The sequence below is a fragment of the Pantoea deleyi genome (genome assembly GCF_022647325.1).
GTDB classification, from domain to species: Bacteria; Pseudomonadota; Gammaproteobacteria; order Enterobacterales; family Enterobacteriaceae; genus Pantoea; species Pantoea deleyi.
In genome coordinates this window covers 2,296,584-2,311,588 of sequence record NZ_CP071405.1, presented here as the reverse complement: position 1 = coordinate 2,311,588, position 15,005 = coordinate 2,296,584, and the positions used below count along the sequence as shown (strand labels likewise).

Genomic DNA, 15,005 nt, shown 5'->3' with positions numbered 1-15,005 from the left:
CGGTGGCGTGGATTTAGCCTCTGAGAAGCAGAATGAATCAGCTGTCCTGTTTCAGATGAGATTTAAGCGCGTCCATTTTCGCGATGAGCGGAATCTTTCTGGCTTCAAGCGCGGATAGAGTGTCATGATGTAATTTCATTTCACCTGAAGCACTCGCCTTGTTTTTTTCTAATAAGCGAATGGATGCTTGTTTGACGTTGATTCTCTGCTCAATCTCCTGTCTGGCAGAGACAAGGTTTTCAGGCCTGAACTGACCGATATCACGGTTATATTCATTCCTGAGATGTGATATTTCTCTTTTGAGTGCCTTGATGTTTTTAGGCGCATCATTGAAGTTCTGTACCAGTTTCTGCCACTGTTTGCCCGCCTGATCCGGCACTTTAGTGGGAGCAGAATAGTCGCGGCGGCCTTCTTTTAACGCATAACCGAACTGCCTGATGGCATAGTTATCGCTGCTCAGATGTTCACGCCAGCTGGTGGTGCCAAACCCCATATCCTGCTTATCATAGATACAGCCCGCCTCCGCTTTTTCAAGATCCTGCTCTGCGCTGGTTATCCCGTGCTTCCTTGCAAAATCGAGCAGAACGGCACGACTGTTTTCATGTGCAGCAATGATCTTCTTTAATTTACTGATCTCAGCATTTTTGCTGGTCTCGATCTGACTGATTTTTTCTTCCGTTTTCTTCAGGCGCTCGGCATCTTTGGCCGCGAACGCGCTGGGTGAGGTACGCTTCAGCGCATCCGCGAGAGGCGTGATCTCATGATGCAGTTTTTTGATTTGCATGTCAGCATTGTCGATATCTGTCTGAAGTTTAGCGATCTGGCTTTTTTTCTGTGAGATCGCTTTGGAGAGTAACTGGAGGCTATCAGAAACGCCTTCCATTTCGCCGTTAATTTTTGCATTGTGCGCATTGATTTCGTTTTTATGCATGTCCTGCACGACCGGAGCCAGTTTTTGTTGAATGTTTTTAAGTTGCTCTTCTTTTTTATCATGCATTCTGGAGCTCTGCGCTTCGAGCTTGTCGAATAACCTGCAGAACGTATCCTTCAGCGCGGCAGGGTTTTTAGGGCATGACGCCATTTTTGTCATCAGCAGCTGGCCGACCTCAACTTTATCGCATTTATTAAGGATTCTGTTCAGCGTGTTAATATCACCTTTATGAATCCGTTTATCACTGTCGTTAAGTAAGTTTTTATAGGCTGAAATAAAGCTGTTCTGGTCGCGTACGCTCAATGAGTCAGACATGATTTTGTTCCGGGGTTTGATTAAGGAGAAATTCAGCAATGTCCGGAATCGTATAGCGCCCGCCAGAGCGTTTCTTCTAAAAAACGCTTTTTATACATTTTTCCTGTCGCCGCAGTTCGCGCTATTGTTTATATCGGCAATCTACGCACTAACCTGAATCAGATCATTCCCGCTGTGCCGTCCTGATAATCATTTTCGTGTGAGGAATGCCCAGTGAATGCGCCTGAAACATGGCGCAGGCCGTTGCGGCTTGCCGGAATCGCCACTAAACCCCGGCTCAACGGCGCAAAGTCCAGCTCAGGATCAGACCGGACATTTCTCGGGGCGATAATGGATAAAGCCGTCATCCCGTTGCTGGAACGGTGGAGAGAGTGCCGTTAGCGTAATCGTGAGGCCTGATAAACCTAATAAATAAGGATGGCGATCTTTGCTGGCAGATCAGCTGCAGGAACGCCCCGGCAGACGACGGCAGAGTTAGTCCGATGGAGTTTTTTAGTCACGAAACAGGCCGCAGTGTCGTCATCTTCAGGCTTCTTAACGGCGGCGTTATCATGTCTTATTGTGTCTGCCCGGAACCTGAATCGGGTTGTTGTCATCTTAATGCCAGGAATACGACATCTTTAAGCGCTTTATTCCAGGTTAACCCGCACAGGTAAGTTGTGGCAGAAATGACGGGGAAGCTGTTCTGTGCCAATTACCTTGCCGACAGTGAGCACGGTGCTGAAAATTATTACATTGAATACTTAATTGCGGCTAATTGTTATAAAAACGCCAGCCAGGATCGCTTGCCACAGAGAGAGAGTGATTTGAACCGGGAGGGTCTGGAAAAAATGATATTCAAAGCGTAGGGGCTTTCGCACAGACGGTGCAAAAAACATTAACATTCCCTGTAGTATCTCGCGTAAAGTTGATGTTGAGGTAAAGATGAATTCAACGCCTGTCTTCTGAAAAATAATGGCATTACCAGCAGTAACTGTCATTCCCGCGTCATCATGCGCTGAAATGGGAATATCGTTACCGATGTTAACACGCAGCAGAGGCGTGTGGTGAAAGGCACTATTTCGCCAGCACTGAACGTTGTGCCGGTAAAATCTGGTCTGGTCATCTACGAAGATATTAAAACAGGAGGTTTTAAGGGGGCGGCAACGTTGATCATCACTCCGCTGCCGGATCGCCAGAGGCGTTTTTTGATAGAGCGTCTAATCAGCGCATGTTATGTTTCTGCTTGCAAAATAAGAAGATGTATCAGGTGTAGCTGTCTGAAATATGTATTCATCCTTTGTTCTTATTCAGGAGAAAGTAAATATTCATGTAGCGTGAGGACATTACTTTCAGTGGTGACAGGGACGTCATTTTTTAATGCTTATAATAAGGACGAAGTGACTAAAAATATTATCGTAAATAATAAATGAATGATATGTTTTAGCTATTAACTAATATGCATCGATCGTTGAAATCAATTTCACATGCTATGGGTGGGGTGGTACTGTTTTATTACATTCACAGTAAATTCGCATTGAGTTTAATTCTTTTGTGCACATCGAAATGGAAAGGACATTATTCCTCGTCATTGTTAAATTAAAGTTACAAAGAGGTTGGTTTTTTGTCTTCTGACGATCTGGCAGAAGCAATTTAATATCATGGATTGAGATATTCACTCATGCGTTTTCCTGAAGGTACCTTCACTCAAAGAACTAAACGCCAAAGGGATTTAAAATGAAAAAATGCGTAGTAAATGCAGGAAAAATTTACTTTCTTAATTTCACCTTTAATCCGAATTCGAGAACGCTGCAGCAAGACGATACCATTGTACAATTAAGGAAAAAACAGTCCGATGTGCTGGCATTACTGTGCAGAAAATACCCTGAGCCTGTTTCTCAGGCTGAATTTCTTGCTGAAGTATGGGGGGGCGGTTATGTGACTTCACAAAGTATCGCACAGATGATCCGGTCTTTAAGAGTAAGTCTGGGAGATGAGACAAAAAGTATTATTGTCACGATCCCCAAGCTGGGGTATCAGCTTACGGCCAGGCCCAGTTGTGAAGAGCCTGAAGCGGAGCCCCATGAACCTGGTTTTGCGTCATCCTTTCCTGAATACCGTGAAGCAGACAATGTTTCTTTTCCCGCCCGGCCGACAATGAATGTGACTTCCGTGAGTACCGGGTCGATGTCGGTTATCCCTCATCCTGCCCCCGTAAAGTTGCTACACAGTAAGAAGTTTTCGCCGCAGACATTATTTTTAAGTGCAGCCGTTGCGCTTTTTTTTAGTCTCATTTTTGTTGCCATGACGGCAAGAAGTAATCCGTTTGATCTGATTAAAGATGAGGATAAGATTAGCCAGGTGCCGTTAGCTAACCGCGTTTCGCCGACGGGCGAACATTTTTTGTATTGCTGCAACACCACCCAGGGAATAATCTGTCAGTCTAAAGCGAATTTATCGAGTGCTAAATGCGTCACGCGGCAGGATACCGCTTCAAATAATTAATGACGTGAGAAATTACTTTTTATTAGCAGGCATCAATTAAAAAAGCACAATGCATTTTTTTGTCATTTTTATTGCTTACCGGGGAAGTCGCTGACTGGTCATTCTAATGCTAAAACGCAAGCAAAATGCTTGCGTTATTTTTTTACCCCTCGTTATCGACAGACGAAACGTTCGCGGATGCCATCCTGGCCGGGCACCTCTATTTTATTGATAACTGCTGTCTGATATGCAATCAGGGAAATGATATTTTTGACATACCTGTCATGATGCACCGGCGTCTTTGAATGATAGTGACCTATTCCATCCCATGTATAGCCATAGCGCTCAATACTTCGGCTGAGCAACCAGGCCCCTGAGAAAACGTTAGCACAGCTATTCTCCCGTAGTAACGTTTCATCAATGCCCAGCGCCTGTAACGCCTTAAAATTTATCGTGTTAATTTGCATTATGCCAACATCGACGCTGCGGTTGGTATTGCGATTCACTGCCTGCTGACGGTTTCTGGACTCCTGCCAGATAATAGCTTTGATTAGCAAGGGGTTTATCTGGAAGCACTGCGCGGCTTCGATGATGCAATCAACCTTTTGTGCCATCACCCAGGGGGAGAACAAAAGAGACAGGGCCAGCGCAACGGGCGTAAAGGGTTTTATTTTCATGATTTGTCTGTCCGGCATTATACCGGCATCAATCGCTGAGAAGATTATAACGACGGATCGCTGTCGGTCTCGTTGAAGCTTTTATACATCATGTTATTAAAAAGCATATTCACTCCCAGCAGCTGAGAAGCGCGTTTATCCAGCACGTTGTAAGCATAATCTTTGAACGCATCGCTATTGCGCAAACAGGTGTCGGCGTAGAGCAGCGCTTCATTGAGTTGGTGCATCGAGACGTTCCTGTCGGGGGAAAGCGCCCGCATTTCATTCATCATCTCGCCCAGCGTCTGTTCGGGCTTCGTCTGCTGAAAATAGTGGCGCACTTTATCGTTAAAACGCTCGTCCGCCGCGTCACCGTCCTGAACGTATGACGACGAAGAGGCAATAGTGTTGATGCTATTCATGGTTTTCATCCTTATCCGGGTTAACGGTTTCTGAAGAGATACGGTGGCTCATATCGATAAGTTTCCCTGCCAGATTGCGCAGCAGATCGGGTGTCAGGTGATCGAGGGTATCAGTCAAACCGGCGGTGTGTTCATCCGCCTGCTCCAGCCAGCTGCGGCACAGCGTTTCGCTCGGAAAGCGCACCGCATCCATGTCATTTTGCACGGTGATATGATTGTCATCGGTATAGAGGTAGTTCGAGGTGTCCGCGCCGTCCGGCAGCTTTACCGCTCGCGGAATAACGATGCGCAGCGCTTTCTGGTGCCCACACTTTTCCTGAAGGTGATGGATAATGCGCTCGACGATCATCGGATCGTGTAAGGACTGCCTGAGTGCGGTGGCGATCTGCTGGCGAAAAGCGTCCTGTCGCTTATGCTGCTGGCGTTGATACTCATCAAGCAGCGTAACCAGCTGCGAGAAAAACAGCGCAAAGCCGGTCTGGAACGCCTGCCTCTCACAGTTTTCACGCAGCCTCACCGTTTGTTGCTCATATTCGGCATGAATCTCACTGCAGCGATTCAGGGTACGCTCCAGCGCCACGGCCATCCGCTGATGGCGGTTTCGCTCAGAGGATTTGATCACCGTGAGGTGATGCAGATCGTCGGGTAACTGATCAAGAGTAATGGTGCGCATAGGTGAAGGCCATTCGTAGCAGATTAATGTGGTTCAGCGTTTTCGGGGCGGCGAATTGCGCAAGCGCCATGCCGGACGGGAAATGCAGCATCAGACGCTGTCGCAGCGCGGCCGGTAAACCGGGAAACTGTCCCAGAATGAAGGTAACGCCGCAGGACGCGGTATTCAGCGCGATATCGCCGTCATCAAGCGCCACCTCGTGAAGCAGCGGCAAAGAGATAAAGGCCAGCAGACGCGGGTCAGACATCAGCACGGCACCCATTTCAGGCAGCCTCTCCCGCTGCAGATAGCCCCCAATCAGATGTGCAGCGAGGGGAATCAGATGCCAGTGGGTAAGCAATAGCGAACACCTGGCTTCGTCGGGCTGCCAGCGCGGGGGCAGATCAGAGAGTTTGCCATGCCTCAGCAGCCAGAAATTAAGTAGCTTCTCCTCCCGGGTTTCAGGCGCCCGGAAAATTTCCGCCAGGTGGCTGTGGTGCGTGTAGCCTGCCGGGGCGTATAAAATGGACATTATGCGCGGATCGCCGGCGTTCATGATTTCGCCGCCTCGTCTTCAATCTGTTCTGCTGCCTCATGCGGAGGTAAAGAGGGGCGTTGTCTGAGCTTATAGATCATCAGGCCCGCGATGCCGGCTGCGCATAACCCCATCGCGGAAAAGAGAATGATCCACAAAAGAGGGATGCGTGCGGGAACGCGGGTCGGCGCAACGTACTGGATAACCGGGGCGGGGAACAGCACCACCGAAATATTCTCGTAGCGTACGTCATCGAAGCTATTTTTGATTAAGGTTTTTATCTGCGAGATAAACAGATTATCGTCAATCTCCCCTTTATAAGAAATCAGCACGCCGACATGACCGGTGGCCTTTTTTCCGCCTGTATCGTTATTAAACGGGGGATAGCTGACGTGAACACGCGCATTGACCACCTGAGCGATCATGCGAAGGGATTGCTCAAGCCGCTGCTCCTGTAATGAGAGGACGCGGGCCTGCTCGGCGTTGGGTGACGCCACCAACGCGCTTTCCGGAAACGCCTGGCCAATCTGAACGTCAGCGGCCCACGGCAGCTGGTACTGGTTAATAATGGATAGCGCGGCGGTACTTTCAGATTCTCCGACCGAGACGGTATAACCCGCTTTGAGATTGCCGGCCTTTTTCGCAGAAATATTATGCTGCTGCAGAATGGCCAGAACCTGGTTGGCCTGCTCCTGCGTCAGGTTGAAGAGAAGATTCTCGTCATTACAGGCGCTAAGCATAAACGTTAATAGCACCGCAGCGAGGACGCGTGAACATTTCTTCATCATTATTGCGATTTTTCCAGAGTTTCTATAGTGCTTACCGCCTTGCGTGCAAGCGTGCTCACCAGAGAGACGTAGTTACTGTATTCACCGATATAGTTCTGTAACATCTGTAGCTTCTCCGGATTGCTGGTGTAATGCGGAGACTGGCTGAGGGTATTAATCACATGTTTAAACTGCGCGTCGGTTTCGCTGACTTTAGTAAATGTGCTGGACACTAAATTATTAAAGTTTGTGTCGTGAACGCTGACGGACAGGCTATCATCCGGGTTAAGGGTGTCTGGCGAGATCCGGGTTAGTGCCGACAAGGCGTCATTAAATTGACTCATACTTACTCCATAGCAGAAAAGGGTACGAGAGCGACACGTACCCATGTTGGTTAACGGAAGTTCTGAATAATGGCTGCGCCAATATCCTTATAGGCTTTCACCGTACTGGTCTGGGCATTACGAAACAGCGTGTATTGCTGTAGTTTCGACTGATAATTGGCCAGCACGGCCGGATCAGACGGGTCGGCTTTCAGCTGAGCCTCGGCTGTCTTTAATTGTTCTATCATGTCTTTAGCACCCGCTTCGAAGCCAGCGGATACTTCATCCAGATAATAGCCATTGAAATCTACAGCAGACGCATTTGAATCAGCCATTTAAGTCTCCTTGTTTTAGGGGAAAGTACCAATGACGAGGGTTCAAAAACAGATAGCCATTAGAAGAGTCAACATACGACTTATCCTGTAACCAGTTTTCGTCGAGATTAATTGAAAAATTAATCACGCGGCTTCCCCATTGGTGATTGTATTGCTTAATGAAATGCTGCAAAGAACGCAGGGTGCTGTCGCTGAGGTCATCGCGAATCACTAGCGCGTAACCGCCTGGAGAATTAATCTGGCGGTAATATATGTGCAGGCGGTCCAGGCCCTGGCGAGCGTCCTGTAATAACTGATCTTTGGTTTTAACCAGAACCCGGATATCAAGGGCAAAGGGGATTTTTTTCAGAACAGCCGCTTTGAAATTTTTTTCTTCCTGCTGGTTTAAGTTTCTGTAAAGTGCAATTGTCGGGTGCTGAGGTCTGGCGTCGTCAATTTGTAAAACGGGGTAGCCCGCGTTCGCAAGCTGCGCAACGACCTCATTTCGTTGCTGCGTTAACCAGACAGGTACCACACTCTCTTTGCCCTTTAGTTTGAAGATCGCTTCCCGTGTCCATTCCATTGCCTGATAGTTTCGTGTCAGCACGTAGATAAGATTATCGCGGCCACGAACAATATCGACAGGCATCGGTGCACCCGCTAATGCTTCATTTAACGTTACCACCTGCCGTTCACTTTCCAGTTTTTTATACCCGCTAACGCCCGCGGTAATCACCAGAAGTAAGAGAATAAAAAAACCGAAAGTGAGGGCGTAATTTTTTTTTACCCGAAAATCGGGCCGCCTGGTTTGTTCGCTAAATTCCGCACTGAGGGCCGGAGGAAGATTAAAATTTTCAATCTCCGCCGGCCAGTTCTCTTCGTCACGTTTGATGGCAAAGCGGATGTGCTCATGCACGAAAATCTCATTTTCCTTTAGCCGTGCCGTGTAGCTTTTGTCTGTTCCCTGTACTTCAAGCCGATAGCCTTCGTCTGATTCGTCACCCTGGTAACGCGCTGATAAGCGGAGAATAATGTTGGGTGACGGCATGTCACAGGGGAGATAAAGCGTATTATGCGTATAGGCGGCTGCATGATCGCCGGGCGACATCATGGCGGTCGTGTCATCCTGGAGTGCCAGCCCCGGGTTGATGATGAGAAAGTAATCGTCTGCCGGAAGGTGGAGTTCACAGCCAAACATGGGGCCAAACAGCACCTTCAGGGTGAATTTTTTCTGTGCCTCTGGTACAGGCCTGTCATCATGTAATTCGTTCATGTCGCTCTTCATAGAAAGGGCCATTAATAATGTCAAACACGTTCGTACGAGCAAAGCCCATGCGGTTTTATTTTAATCTGCGCGACAACATCCTGATGTTAAGCCCTTCCTTTTAATTAAAAGAGTTTCAAAAGTCATGAAGCGCCTCGCGCATGAAAAGCACTGTTATATTCACAATGAATTTTCCTGGCGTTTCAGGAATATTATCTCGTTAAGATGGGCCACTGTAGCGCTCTCAATACGCAAACTCAATGTTGTATGTTGATCTTTTGTTGAAGCTTTTTTTATGATTTTTACTCTTTTATTATTAAGCTTTTTCTTTTCTTTATTCTGTTTATTCTTTTTTTATCTCGTACAACCTGTATTGACGCGCAACGATTTCCTGATAGATTCTCAGGCACATTAGATAGTTCTTAATCGAGTGATTAAATATCATTTCTGAACACGAGCTGAGGTAAGAGAAAACTATGCGGGTCAGCAATACTCAATGCCATCAGAAAAACATAATGCGGCAGAGAAAAGAGGATAGCGCACATACGGAAATGCCGCTTTTCGTGAGTGATAAATGTATCGATTTAAATAACGGCATGTTGTTTGCCCGTCCGCTAAACCGTGAATCCACCCTGGCCGTCTCGGCCACAGGAGAACTGCGGGAGAACTATGACGATCGTCTCAATACTATTACGCACCCTATTGTGTTATCGACCCTGGATAACATGAAAATTACCTTTGCAGGGGCGTGGATGATTGAAATAGTCTCGATGTCGCAGGCGGCCACGTTATTTTCATTTCTCGATTATCAGGCGAAATCCCGCAGCGTGATCGCCGAGCCATGCGCGGGAGAGCCCCATGCGGCTTTACTGATGCATACCGAGCGGAATCTGGCCATTTTAGTTGACGGTGAATGTAAAACGCTGATGGGCGTGCTGATTTTTACATTATTAAAGCCCCAGGATCGCCGCCTTGAGAATCTGTTTTCGTTTGTCAGGAATGTCGAAAGCTACTGGATTGCCCACTTTCTGTTATCGCAGGTAATGAATGAAGATAAAGAGAGCGACAGCCATAAGATTGGTAATGCCAGTAAAATTTATGGTGTATCTGAATCCTATTTCAGAAAGCTTTGCCACCATGCGTTTACCCGGGGGCCAAAAAAACAGTTGCGCCTCTGGCGAGCGGCGCATAGTGCCCTGCAGCTCATTGAAAAAGATAATTCAATTGCGGCCATCGCAGGCAATAACGGCTATGCGTCATCGTCTCATTTCTCCAGTGAAATAAAATCGCTGTTTGGCATTACACCGAGGGAGTTTAAAAAATTGGAAGGCTTGCTTGATGAATAAGATGGTTGCGAAACGGCGGCGCCGCTGCCTGCCGTACGTATTGCTGGGCGTACTGAGCGGTAATCCGGCCGTCGGCGCATTACTGGATACGCAGGATTATTCGGGTGGCCCCGTCGATGTCGGTAACGGTTCGCGGGCCGACGAAAATACCTATATCGCCAGTAATAACAGCGTCCAGCAGCTGTTTTTTGTCATCGGTGGCGCGCTGAATAAACCTTTTGTTGTCAGTACGGAAGCGGCCAGAAAGCGGGTGTCAGGTAAGTTCGACCTGAGTAAGCCGAAGACGCTGTTAGACACCTTAGCTGCACGGACCGGGCTTATCTGGTATGACGACGGCAGCTCCGTATACGTTTACGACGCCAGCGAAATCAAAAGCAACATTGTGCGCCTGGCCTACGCGCCGTTTGACCGGTTAGTGGCCTTCATCAAGTCATCAGGGCTCTACGACGCGCGTTTCCCGCTGCGTTCAGACGGGCGCTCTGGCTCGTTTTATGTCTCCGGGCCGCCGGTTTATGTCGAGCTTATCGCGGCGGCGGCAAAATATATTGACGCAACCTATGCCCGACCCGGAACAGGTGAAAGCACGATCCGCGTGATCAAGCTTAAAAACACGTTTGTAAACGACCGCACCTTCACCCAGCGCGACAGCCCTGTCACCGTGCCGGGCGTCGCGACGGTGCTGAACCAGCTGCTGAATAACACGGTCGACAGCCGTGGCGGACGTTCCGCACTGGCCGGGGCGAACATCACCGTCGACAATGATACGCGAGGCGCGCTTGAGGCCGCTTCGGCCACGCAAAAGGGAAATTTTCCACCGTTGCCTCTGTTTAATTCGGGGTCATCGGCGAAGCGGGAGGGTGAGTCAGAGGCCTTCGCCCAATCGTCCATCAATATCGTCGGCTACCCGGACACCAACAGCTTGCTTATTCAGGGTTCCGAAAGGCAGGTGAGTTTTGTTGAGGATTTAGTCAGCGCCATTGATGTCCCTAAACAGCAGATTCAGCTGTCACTGTGGATCATTGATATTTCGAAGGATGATATCAACGAGCTGGGAATTCGCTGGCAGGGTGCGGCAAAAATAGGCAACACCGGCGTGACGTTTAATACCAGTGCACTGACGCCGGAAAACAGCCTTCATTTTCTGGCGGATGTCTCCGCACTTGCGCAAAAAGGCAATGCGCAGGTGGTTTCACGTCCGGAGATTCTGACGCAGGAAAATGTGCCGGCGCTCTTTGATAACAACAGCAGCTTTTACGCCAAGCTGATAGGTGAGCGTAACGCCTCACTCGAAAAGATTACCTACGGCACCATGATTAGCGTTCTGCCACGTCTCGCGCAGCGTCAGCAGGAGATTGAGATGATCCTGAATATTCAGGATGGCGGCCTGCCCCTTAATGCGGAGGGGAAAACCGAAAATGTCGACAGCTTACCCATGGTGAACAACACCCAGATCAGTACGGAGGCGCGCGTACCCGTGGGCTATAGCCTGCTGGTCGGTGGCTACAGCCGCAACCAGGATGAATATCATAATGTGGGCGTCCCGCTCCTGCGTGACATTCCGCTATTAGGCCGGTTGTTCGACTACAGCTATACCAGCCACAAAAAAATGGTTCGCCTGTTCCTTATTCAACCCGGTTTACTTACGAGCGGAGAAACCTGGCAGGGCCGGGGAACGGAGGATAATAACCCCGTCCTGGGCCGGACGTGGGCGGGGAATGACGTCACGTTGAAATCGACGGTCTCCATGTTGCGTGAAACGATGAAAAAAAATTAAGGACCCGGTGAATTATGGACATTCGTTCTGTTGCCAGCGTTGACTTTAATCGCCCTGAATCACCCATCCTGGACAACCGTGATGCTGCAGGCCGGGCCGAAGTGGAGGCGGGCGAAGAGGCACTGCCGATCAATTTGCAGGAAGAGATGAATAATGCCGCAGAGGAAATGGCGGATCTCCTCAGCGCATTTGGTCGCTTCAGCAAAGCCGGCCGCAAAAACGACAGCGCAGATAACGATTTTGTCTCCTCTATGCTTGAGGATCTGGCTGACGAGAAGCTGAACACATTAATTAAACATGTAGCCAGACTGAGCGACTTCAATAACCTGTTGAACTTCGCCCGCCAGCTTTTCCCGGATGACAGCGACTTAATGCTCGCACTGCGTGAAATGCTGTTGAGCCGCCAGCTCTCTGAACTTCAGAAGAAGAAAATTAAAGAGGCGATCGCCGATTTAGAAAAGTTTGCCGACACTAAAAAAATGCAGTCAGGAATGAACGTCGGTCGCCTGGCAAAACGGTTCAGCGACGGTAGTGGTGACAGACCGTTGTCGGCGAAGGATCTGCGCAATAGCTATCTTAATTTTCTTGAACTCGAGATGCCCGCAGGCTTTATCTATAAAGACTGGATTGATGTTTACGGTTATCAGAACAGAACGCGTTTGCTGGTCTTCACGCTGTCGGCGCTGGTTGCTGATATGAAAGCCAATGAACCCGGTATTCACACTTCTGAATTCGGCCCGCTCAGCGCAAAACTGTCAGATGCACGCCTGCTCAACACGCTTGACCAGTTGCTGAACGAAAGTTTTGCAAAATTCCCGTTCCGGGAACAGATGAGAAATCATCAGCAGATGCTGGGCGAGGGGGATATTGTCGGGCTTTATATGGCGGGTTTAGTGGACGCTGACCAGTTTAAAGTCACCCTGAACGCGTTCAGTAAAAACTTTATGTCATTACTCCTGCTTAAACAGCGGTCGATGGTCATTCAGGAATTGCGCAACGTTTATAACGTGACGCCTGACTTTATTTTCGTCGATACGCTTTATCGGGACGTCATTGTCAATCATCTGGCTGCTTTACTACGGGACATGCTCGAAAAAGAGAAAAATACCGGCATCTGGAATGAATATTATAAATAATCGCAGGCAATCGCATTTGTCTGCCCTGGATTGATGTGCAACTACTTATGCTTAGACGATTTATACTTGAACTGCGTAACCGGCCAGAGCTGATTATCTTAACGATAATGGTTATGGTCGTGGTCATGCTGATTATCCCACTGCCGACCTACCTGGTTGATTTCCTGATTGGACTCAACCTGACAATGGCGCTGCTGATTTTTTTGGGATCGTTTTATATTACCAGAATTCTGGATTTTTCGACGTTTCCCTCCATTCTGCTCATTAGTACGATATTCCGGCTGGCGATCTCAATCAGTACCAGCCGTCTGGTGCTGGCCGATGCCGATGCCGGGGAGATTATTGCCAGCTTCGGAGAGTTCGTCATCGCGGATAATCTGGTGGTGGGCTTTGTCATCTTCTTTATCGTGACGATCGTGCAGTTTATCGTCATCACCAAAGGGTCGGAGCGCATTGCGGAAGTGGCCGCCAGATTCTCATTAGATGCTATGCCGGGCAAACAGATGAGTATCGATGCTGACCTCAAGGCAGGGGTTATCGACGAAAAAGAAGTCAAGCGACGCCGCAGCGATCTGGAAGCGGAAAGCCAGTTATATGGCGCGCTTGATGGTGCGATGAAGTTTATCAAGGGCGATGCCATCGCGGGGATCATTATTATCTTCGTGAACTTACTGGGTGGGATCGCGGTGGGCACATTACAGCACGGCATGGATTTATCCCATGCGATGTCTGTATTTACGTTACTGACCATCGGCGATGCGCTGGTTGCACAAATTCCGGCACTGTTAATCTCTATCAGCGGCGGCCTGATCGTCACCCGCGTCAATAACAGTGAGAATACCAACCTCGGTGCGAAAATCCTGCAGGATATGTTTCACAATAAATTCATCCTGCTTGTCACGGCCGTGCTGGCTATTGCTCTGGGGCTGTTGCCGGGCTTTCCGTTACCGGTATTTGTCCTGCTGGCCGCTTTACTGTTCGGCATATTCATCAGGGATAAACTGGCGGCGAAAAAAGGGAACAAGCCGACAGTTCACGCGGCAGAAGAGGATGAAGAACCGGTGCTGAAAAGCAAACCGGTGATGATCGACGGGGAGTATATCCCGGAAACGATCCCGCTCATCATTACTGCCTGGAAAGGCTACGAGGCCTACTTCCAGGAGAATAATTTATGCTCTTTGCTCAAGCGTAACTTTTTTATTGAGTACGGCGTGCGTCTGCCGGAAGTCGTGATGAACTACGACCCGCAAATGTCACGCGGCAAGCTCACGGTTGCGATTAATGAAATTCACGTTGCCACCTATGACATTTTACCAGGCATGTGCAAAGTGCTGATGCGTGGCGACGAGCTGCAGGTTATTGACCCGGCCGTGCAGGCGGTGGAAACAGCGCAGGGTATCGCTTACTGGATCCCGGAGGAACGAAGTGAAACCGCCTTACAACTTGGCTTTTATTCAAGAGCGGCGATCGATGAATTCTACGCCTGCGTCTCGACGTTGCTGGTGCACAATATTTCTGAGTTCTTCGGCATTCAGGAGGCCAAAACGTTACTTGACGATCTGGAGAAAAAATATCCCGAGCTACTTAAAGAGTGTTACCGGAATAATACTGTGCAGCGGATTACTGAGGTTTTCCAGCGGCTGTTACAGGAGCGTATTTCTATCCGCAATATGCGTCTGATTCTTGAGGCCTTAGTCCAGTGGGCACCCAAAGAAAAGGACCCTATTATGCTGGTGGAGCACGTTCGCAGCGTGTTATCACGTTACATCTCAAATCGCTTTGCGGCCAACGGGCAGATTCGCACCCTGGTGATGTCGCACGATATGGAAAACCTGGTTCGTGGTGGCATTCGCCAGACCTCTGGCGGAACCTTTATCAATCTGCCGCCGCCGGAAACAGAAAGCATTATCAGAAGCCTCGAACAGTGCATTATCAGCAACGGCGCTAACGCTCGCGATATTATTTTGATGGTGTCGCTGGATATTCGGCGCTTTGTGAAAAAGATCATAGAAGGAAGCTATCCGGAGATGGAAGTGCTGTCTTATGGCGATGTTGCATCCGGCGTGGATGTTGATGTCATTGGTTCGTTAGAAAATTAATCGAGGTA

Annotated in this window: 16 protein-coding genes; 7 read left to right on the top strand and 9 right to left on the bottom strand. The window is 48.8% G+C overall.

Annotated features, from left to right (window positions below; all coding sequences use genetic code 11):
- Positions 1-37: 37 nt before the first annotated feature.
- Positions 38-1,246, bottom strand: a complete 1,209-nt coding sequence (locus J1C59_RS10890) for a hypothetical protein (RefSeq protein WP_128084743.1) — start codon at positions 1,244-1,246, stop codon at positions 38-40.
- A 659-nt stretch (positions 1,247-1,905) separates the two neighbouring features.
- On the opposite strand from J1C59_RS10890, the gene J1C59_RS10885 reads away from it, so the two are divergent.
- The 3 genes from J1C59_RS10885 (at position 1,906) to J1C59_RS10875 (ending at position 3,730) form a co-directional block, all read left to right on the top strand.
- On the top strand, positions 1,906-2,094 hold the full coding sequence (locus J1C59_RS10885; protein ID WP_128084742.1) for a hypothetical protein: 189 nt from the start codon (positions 1,906-1,908) through the stop codon (positions 2,092-2,094).
- Positions 2,095-2,292: 198 nt separating this feature from the next.
- Entirely contained in the window at positions 2,293-2,658 is a 366-nt protein-coding gene (locus tag J1C59_RS10880; RefSeq protein WP_140917077.1) for a hypothetical protein, read from the top strand.
- A 304-nt stretch (positions 2,659-2,962) separates the two neighbouring features.
- Positions 2,963-3,730: a transcriptional regulator gene (locus J1C59_RS10875; protein WP_128084740.1), complete on the top strand. Its 768-nt coding sequence runs from the start codon at positions 2,963-2,965 to the stop codon at positions 3,728-3,730.
- Positions 3,731-3,882: 152 nt separating this feature from the next.
- Here J1C59_RS10875 and J1C59_RS10870 read toward each other — a convergent pair whose 3' ends face one another.
- The 8 genes from J1C59_RS10870 to J1C59_RS10835 are packed head-to-tail and all read right to left on the bottom strand — an operon-like array spanning position 3,883 to position 8,651.
- Positions 3,883-4,386 carry a lytic transglycosylase domain-containing protein gene (locus J1C59_RS10870; protein ID WP_128084739.1) on the bottom strand — a complete coding sequence of 168 codons (504 nt, stop codon included), beginning with the start codon at positions 4,384-4,386 and terminating at the stop codon, positions 3,883-3,885.
- Positions 4,387-4,430: 44 nt separating this feature from the next.
- Complete coding sequence (locus tag J1C59_RS10865) at positions 4,431-4,787, bottom strand: type III secretion system protein (RefSeq protein WP_128084738.1); 357 nt, start codon at positions 4,785-4,787, stop codon at positions 4,431-4,433.
- Positions 4,780-5,460: a type III secretion protein gene (locus J1C59_RS10860; RefSeq protein WP_128084737.1), complete on the bottom strand. Its 681-nt coding sequence runs from the start codon at positions 5,458-5,460 to the stop codon at positions 4,780-4,782. The genes J1C59_RS10865 and J1C59_RS10860 overlap by 8 nt, the downstream gene beginning before the upstream one ends.
- A complete protein-coding gene (locus J1C59_RS10855; RefSeq protein WP_242281317.1) occupies positions 5,441-5,971 on the bottom strand; it encodes a type III secretion protein in 531 nt (176 codons plus the stop codon). The genes J1C59_RS10860 and J1C59_RS10855 overlap by 20 nt, the downstream gene beginning before the upstream one ends.
- A 20-nt stretch (positions 5,972-5,991) precedes the next feature.
- A complete protein-coding gene (sctJ, locus tag J1C59_RS10850; protein ID WP_128084735.1) occupies positions 5,992-6,762 on the bottom strand; it encodes a type III secretion system inner membrane ring lipoprotein SctJ in 771 nt (256 codons plus the stop codon).
- The gene (sctI, locus tag J1C59_RS10845; protein WP_128084734.1) at positions 6,762-7,085 is read right to left on the bottom strand and encodes a type III secretion system inner rod subunit SctI; all 324 of its coding nucleotides are present in this window, start codon (positions 7,083-7,085) and stop codon (positions 6,762-6,764) included. Before sctI ends, sctJ begins: the two co-directional genes overlap by 1 nt.
- Positions 7,086-7,135: 50 nt before the next feature.
- The gene (locus tag J1C59_RS10840) at positions 7,136-7,399 is read right to left on the bottom strand and encodes a type III secretion system needle complex protein (RefSeq protein ID WP_140917076.1); all 264 of its coding nucleotides are present in this window, start codon (positions 7,397-7,399) and stop codon (positions 7,136-7,138) included.
- The gene (locus tag J1C59_RS10835) at positions 7,392-8,651 is read right to left on the bottom strand and encodes a PrgH/EprH family type III secretion apparatus protein (RefSeq protein ID WP_242281316.1); all 1,260 of its coding nucleotides are present in this window, start codon (positions 8,649-8,651) and stop codon (positions 7,392-7,394) included. The genes J1C59_RS10840 and J1C59_RS10835 overlap by 8 nt, the downstream gene beginning before the upstream one ends.
- 506 nt (positions 8,652-9,157) lie before the next feature.
- On the opposite strand from J1C59_RS10835, the gene J1C59_RS10830 reads away from it, so the two are divergent.
- From J1C59_RS10830 to J1C59_RS10815, 4 genes are read left to right on the top strand one after another with little or no spacing between them, the layout of a single operon-like run.
- Positions 9,158-9,988, top strand: coding sequence for a helix-turn-helix domain-containing protein (locus J1C59_RS10830; RefSeq protein ID WP_242281315.1), 831 nt, complete (start codon positions 9,158-9,160; stop codon positions 9,986-9,988).
- Complete coding sequence (gene sctC / locus J1C59_RS10825) at positions 9,981-11,762, top strand: type III secretion system outer membrane ring subunit SctC (protein WP_128084732.1); 1,782 nt, start codon at positions 9,981-9,983, stop codon at positions 11,760-11,762. The genes J1C59_RS10830 and sctC overlap by 8 nt, the downstream gene beginning before the upstream one ends.
- A gap of 14 nt (positions 11,763-11,776) precedes the next feature.
- Positions 11,777-12,898, top strand: a complete 1,122-nt coding sequence (sctW, locus tag J1C59_RS10820) for a type III secretion system gatekeeper subunit SctW (protein ID WP_140917074.1) — start codon at positions 11,777-11,779, stop codon at positions 12,896-12,898.
- Positions 12,899-12,945: 47 nt separating this feature from the next.
- On the top strand, positions 12,946-14,997 hold the full coding sequence (locus tag J1C59_RS10815; protein ID WP_128084749.1) for an EscV/YscV/HrcV family type III secretion system export apparatus protein: 2,052 nt from the start codon (positions 12,946-12,948) through the stop codon (positions 14,995-14,997).
- Positions 14,998-15,005 lie beyond the last annotated feature (8 nt).

What these genes read in the sequence shown, in the direction of transcription:
- J1C59_RS10865 (WP_128084738.1), bottom strand. Translation starts at nt 4,787, where the DNA reads ATGAATAGCATCAACACTATTGCCTCTTCGTCGTCATACGTTCAGGAC.
- J1C59_RS10840 (WP_140917076.1), bottom strand. Translation starts at nt 7,399, where the DNA reads ATGGCTGATTCAAATGCGTCTGCTGTAGATTTCAATGGCTATTATCTG.
- J1C59_RS10870 (WP_128084739.1), bottom strand. Translation starts at nt 4,386, where the DNA reads ATGAAAATAAAACCCTTTACGCCCGTTGCGCTGGCCCTGTCTCTTTTG.
- sctC (WP_128084732.1), top strand. Translation starts at nt 9,981, where the DNA reads ATGAATAAGATGGTTGCGAAACGGCGGCGCCGCTGCCTGCCGTACGTA.
- J1C59_RS10815 (WP_128084749.1), top strand. Translation starts at nt 12,946, where the DNA reads ATGCTTAGACGATTTATACTTGAACTGCGTAACCGGCCAGAGCTGATT.
- sctJ (WP_128084735.1), bottom strand. Translation starts at nt 6,762, where the DNA reads ATGATGAAGAAATGTTCACGCGTCCTCGCTGCGGTGCTATTAACGTTT.
- J1C59_RS10835 (WP_242281316.1), bottom strand. Translation starts at nt 8,651, where the DNA reads ATGAACGAATTACATGATGACAGGCCTGTACCAGAGGCACAGAAAAAA.
- J1C59_RS10890 (WP_128084743.1), bottom strand. Translation starts at nt 1,246, where the DNA reads ATGTCTGACTCATTGAGCGTACGCGACCAGAACAGCTTTATTTCAGCC.
- J1C59_RS10875 (WP_128084740.1), top strand. Translation starts at nt 2,963, where the DNA reads ATGAAAAAATGCGTAGTAAATGCAGGAAAAATTTACTTTCTTAATTTC.
- sctI (WP_128084734.1), bottom strand. Translation starts at nt 7,085, where the DNA reads ATGAGTCAATTTAATGACGCCTTGTCGGCACTAACCCGGATCTCGCCA.
- sctW (WP_140917074.1), top strand. Translation starts at nt 11,777, where the DNA reads ATGGACATTCGTTCTGTTGCCAGCGTTGACTTTAATCGCCCTGAATCA.
- J1C59_RS10830 (WP_242281315.1), top strand. Translation starts at nt 9,158, where the DNA reads ATGCGGCAGAGAAAAGAGGATAGCGCACATACGGAAATGCCGCTTTTC.
- J1C59_RS10855 (WP_242281317.1), bottom strand. Translation starts at nt 5,971, where the DNA reads ATGTCCATTTTATACGCCCCGGCAGGCTACACGCACCACAGCCACCTG.
- J1C59_RS10860 (WP_128084737.1), bottom strand. Translation starts at nt 5,460, where the DNA reads ATGCGCACCATTACTCTTGATCAGTTACCCGACGATCTGCATCACCTC.